The sequence below is a fragment of the Dietzia sp. KRD202 genome (genome assembly GCF_017168155.1).
Lineage (GTDB): Bacteria > Actinomycetota > Actinomycetes > Mycobacteriales > Mycobacteriaceae > Dietzia > Dietzia kunjamensis.
Window position 1 is genome coordinate 70,225 of the sequence record NZ_JABFAN010000008.1, and the last position, 4,286, is coordinate 74,510.

General features: G+C 69.7%; 5 protein-coding genes and 1 pseudogene. 2 read left to right on the forward strand and 4 right to left on the reverse strand.

The features are described 5' to 3' along the window. Window positions 1-1,589 (forward strand): glutamine synthetase beta-grasp domain-containing protein (locus J1M64_RS05825; protein ID WP_241261187.1); only part of this gene is annotated, 1,589 nt, incomplete at its 5' end. 55 nt (window positions 1,590-1,644) lie between these two features. Here J1M64_RS05825 and J1M64_RS20330 read toward each other — a convergent pair. The 3 genes and pseudogenes from J1M64_RS20330 to arsB form a co-directional block, all read right to left on the reverse strand. Then, window positions 1,645-2,058, reverse strand: a complete 414-nt coding sequence (locus tag J1M64_RS20330; protein ID WP_307872380.1) for an arsenate reductase ArsC — start codon at window positions 2,056-2,058, stop codon at window positions 1,645-1,647. An 18-nt stretch (window positions 2,059-2,076) separates the two neighbouring features. Beyond that, window positions 2,077-2,481: pseudogene (locus tag J1M64_RS20335) on the reverse strand (low molecular weight phosphatase family protein); the annotation flags it as partial. After that, window positions 2,478-3,590, reverse strand: coding sequence for an ACR3 family arsenite efflux transporter (arsB, locus tag J1M64_RS05835; protein ID WP_206473403.1), 1,113 nt, complete (start codon window positions 3,588-3,590; stop codon window positions 2,478-2,480). The gene arsB and the pseudogene J1M64_RS20335, both read right to left, overlap by 4 nt. Before the next feature lie 98 nt (window positions 3,591-3,688). On the opposite strand from arsB, the gene J1M64_RS05840 reads away from it, so the two are divergent. Next, window positions 3,689-4,039, forward strand: a complete 351-nt coding sequence (locus J1M64_RS05840) for a metalloregulator ArsR/SmtB family transcription factor (RefSeq protein ID WP_241261188.1) — start codon at window positions 3,689-3,691, stop codon at window positions 4,037-4,039. Window positions 4,040-4,165: 126 nt separating this feature from the next. Here J1M64_RS05840 and J1M64_RS20160 read toward each other — a convergent pair whose 3' ends face one another. Continuing rightward, window positions 4,166-4,270, reverse strand: coding sequence for a hypothetical protein (locus J1M64_RS20160; RefSeq protein WP_274601487.1), 105 nt, complete (start codon window positions 4,268-4,270; stop codon window positions 4,166-4,168). Between the last annotated feature and the right edge of the window lie 16 nt (window positions 4,271-4,286).

A 4,286-nucleotide genomic window follows, 5' to 3' on the forward strand; every position in this document is an offset into this window, starting at 1 on the left:
CCCGCAGCCCCCGCAGGCCCCACGGCCGCGGTAGCGAGCGCGCCGGGCCTCGCGACGCTGTAGAACGGGGTATGGCCATCGACGCACTCGAACCCCACCTCCTCGTCCGGCTGCTCGGTGAGCCCACGGACGAGTTCACCGCAGGCGACCTCGTGCGCGCGGTCGCGGAGCTGGGGCTGAGCCAGGTCAACCTGCGCTACGTCGGCGGCGACGGTCGCCTCAAGACCGTCGCGTTCCCCGTCAACTCCCGCGAGCACCTCGCCGAGGTGCTCACTCGCGGCGAGCGCGTGGACGGCTCGAGCGTCTTCCCCGGCACCGACACCGACGCCAGCGACGTCTACATCGTCCCCCGGCACCGCACCGCGTTCCTCAACCCCTTCGGCGAACGCCGCTCGCTCGACGTGCTGTGCGCGTTCTACGCGCCCGACGGGACCCCGCTGCCCTACGCGCGCGAGCAGGTGGTGCGCCGCGCCGCCGAGGCCCTGACGCGACAGACCGGCATGACGCTCGAGGCCTTCGGCGAGCTCGAGTACTACCTCGTCGACGCGCCCGAGGCGATCTACCCGGTCGAGGAGGAGCGCGGCTACCAGGAGTCGGCGCCGTTCTCCAAGCACGAGCGGGTCCGCGAGCAGGTGCTGGGCCACCTGGCCGCCATGGGGATACCGCTGAAGTACGCCCACGGCGAGGTCGGCAACATCCGCACCGCCGACCGGCAGATGGTCCAGCACGAGATCGAGCTCCAGCCACTGCCCCTCGAGCAGGCGGCCGACGCCCTCGTGCTGACCAAATGGGTGGTGCGCGAGGTCGCCTACTCCCACGGCCTCGAGGCGACCTTAGCCCCGCTGGTGAGCGGTCAGGGCGCCGGCAACGGCCTGCACATCCACAGTCGCCTGGTGCGCGACGGTACCAACGTCATCGTCGACGACGCCGGCATCACCGACACCGCGCGCAGACTGATCGCCGGCTACCTCTCGGCCGCCCGGGCACTGTCCGCGTTCGGCAACACCGTCCCCACCTCCTACCTGCGGTTCGCCGAGGGCGACGAGTCGCCCGAGGACATCTGCTGGGGCATGCAGGACCGCACCGGCCTGGTCCGGGTCCCGCTGGCCTGGGGCGGCAACGTCCTGGCCGACATGGTCGCCCACGCCAACCCGGGCAGCTCCGAGCCGATCCCCGAGCCCGCCACGCACCCCCAGACCGTCGAGTTCCGGCTCGGCGACGGCTCAGCCGACGTGCACCTGCTCCTGGCGGGTATGGCCGTGGCGGCCAGGCGCGGGCTCGACGACCCGGGCAGCCTGGAGCAGGCCGAGCGCCTCAACGCCGCCGACGGCGAGGACTTCGAGACCCTGCCCACCTCGTGCGCGGAAGCGGCCGACGTGCTGGAGGCCGAGCGGGAGATGTTCGAGACCGACGGTGTGTTCCCCGCCGCGCTCATCGACTCGGTGCTCGCGGGGCTACGCGGTGATGACGACGACGATGACGACGATGACGACGACGATGACGATGACGATGACGATGAGGTGGGCGACTCCGGAAGCGGCGACGCCGACCGGGAGGAGCTCATCCGCCGTCACTGGCACGTCGGCTGAGCCCGCCCGGTCGGCGAGGTGGCCCGGGGGAGCGGGCCTGCCCCCTGCCCGTCCGCTACGACTCGGTCTCGAGCAGTTCGGAGATCAGCGCGCTGACCCGCCGCTTGATCTCGTCGCGGATCGGCCGGACGGCCTCGATTCCCTGGCCTGCCGGGTCCGCCAAGTCCCAGTCCTCGTACCGCTTGCCGGGGAAGACCGGACACGCGTCGCCGCAGCCCATGGTGATGACCACGTCGGAGGCGCGGACGGCGTCGGTGGTGAGGATCTTCGGCGTGGCCGAGGTGATGTCGACGCCGTCCTCGGCCATCGCCTCGACGGCGACCGGGTTGATCTGATCCTTGGGTGCCGACCCGGCCGACAGGACGTCGATTCGTCCTCCGGCCAGGTGGGACAGGTAGCCGGCGGCCATCTGGGAGCGCCCGGCGTTGTGGACGCAGACGAACAGCACGCGGGGCCTGAAATCGGTCAGCTCTGCGAGCAGGGTGCGGACCCGGCGGTCGATGTCGTCGCGGACCAGACGCATGCGCTCCAGCCCCTCGATGCCCCGGTGCGACGGCTCGTCGGTGCGCCAGATATCGAGCGCGCTGACCTCGTCGTCGTCGATCTCCCCGGCGGCCTCGTCACCCAGGACGATCACCCGGTCCACCTGTCGCACCAGGTCGGGGTCGAGGGCCGTGGGGGTCTCGCCGGACATGTCGGCGCCGACCTCGGCGACCGCCTCCGCTGCGAGCGCGTTGACCGCGGAGCCGGGCTTGGTGCCCGCCGAATGGACTTCGACGGCGTCACCGGCGTGCAGGCGCATGAGCGCTGCCGCCATCTGGGACTTGCCGCCGTTCTTGACGCACACGAACAGAACGCTGGGGACGTGGTGCGCCTGCTGCTCCGCGGTCATGAGCGGGTCCCGGTCACCGAACGATCGGGCAGGGTCGGGTCGCCCGGGAAGAGTTTCGGTCCGGCCCACAGGGCGACGTAGACGAGCCCGATGAGGACCGGGACCTCGATGAGCGGCCCGACCACGCCCGCGAGGGCCTGGCCGGAGGCGATGCCGAAGGTGCCGATCGACACCGCGATCGCCAGTTCGAAGTTGTTGCCCGACGCGGTGAAGGCCACGCTGGTCGACTTGGCGTAGTTCAGTCCCACCGCCCGCGAGGCGAACAGGCTGACGAGGAACATGAGGACGAAGTACAGCAGGAGGGGCACGGCCATCCGTGCCACGTCGAGCGGCTGGGACGTGATGGCATCGCCCTGCATGGCGAACAGCAACACGATCGTGAACAGCAGCCCGTAGAGGGCCCACGGGCCGATCCGGGGGAGGAACGTCTCCTCGTACCACTCCCGGCCCCTGGCCCGCTCGCCGAACACTCGGGTGAGGAAGCCGGCCAGCAGTGGGATGCCGAGGAACACCAGCACCGAGAGCACGATCGCCCACACCGAGAACTCGGCCGTCGTGGTCTCCAGCCCCAGCCAGGAGGGCAGAAGCTGGAGGTAGAACCAGCCCAGGGCGCCGAACGCCACGACCTGGAACACCGAGTTGATCGCCACCAGCACCGCGGCGGCCTCCCGGTCCCCGCAGGCCAGGTCGTTCCAGATGAACACCATGGCGATGCAGCGGGCCAGGCCCACGATGATCAGCCCGGTACGGAACTCCGGCAGGTCGGGTAGGAAGACCCACGCGAGGGTGAACATGAACGCCGGACCGGCGATCCAGTTGAGGAACAGCGACAGCGTGAGCAGTTTCCGGTCACCGGTGACCCGGTGGGTCTCGTCGTAACGGACCTTCGCGAGGACCGGGTACATCATCACCAGGAGCCCGATGGCGATCGGGACGGAGATCCCGCCGATCTTCACCGAGTCCAGCGCCCGGTCGAGGCCGGGGATGAACCGTCCGAGCAGTAGCCCGACGGCCATCGCCGTGAGGATCCAGAGGGCCAGCCAGCGGTCGAGGAACGACATCTTCTTGGCGACCGGTGCCACGCCGGGACCGGTCATCATGGTGCTCATCCGGGGGAACGTCCTTAGATCGATGATTGTCTATGGGGGAGGCTAGGCTGACATATCGGTGAGTGTCAATGTATCTTCGGGGGCAGGTGAGGTGGACGATGACAACAGTGGAACCCGGCCTGTCGGTGCCGGAGCAGGACGCGTGTTGTTCGATGTCGGCGGGGCCGGTGGACGCTCCCACCGCCGAGCGGATGTCGGCGCGACTCAAGGCGCTCGCGGACCCGATGCGGCTGCGCCTGTTGTCGCATATCGCGGCGCAGGGGTGTGACTCGGTGTGCGCGTGCGACCTCCTCGAGGTGGTCGACATCAGCCAGCCGACGATCAGTCACCATCTCAAGAAGCTCGTCGAGGCCGGGTTGCTGGTCCGCGAGCAGCGCGGCAAGTGGGCGCACTACTCGGTGGTGCGCGAGTCCTTCGACGACCTGCGCAGCTTTCTGGACCTGTCGTGACCGGGTGACGACCCCTGCCCTGTGGTGTGCTTTCGCATGGCGCGGAAGTGCGCGGTGGAGTCGAGAAGCGAGCGGTTGCCCGGAGTGGTGGCCGGACGGCAGGCTCCCGACGCCCGGCGTAGGTCACTATTCGAGTGAGAGGAACCGGACGGCGACCTCGGAGATCTTCCGCGCTGTCGCGGTTCGGTCCCACTTGGGGAGCGCAAGATGACTGACCGTCAGGCGCACCAGGGTGTCGGCCGCGTCG

What these genes read in the sequence shown, in the direction of transcription:
- arsB (WP_206473403.1), bottom strand. Translation starts at nt 3,590, where the DNA reads ATGAGCACCATGATGACCGGTCCCGGCGTGGCACCGGTCGCCAAGAAG.
- J1M64_RS05840 (WP_241261188.1), top strand. Translation starts at nt 3,689, where the DNA reads ATGACAACAGTGGAACCCGGCCTGTCGGTGCCGGAGCAGGACGCGTGT.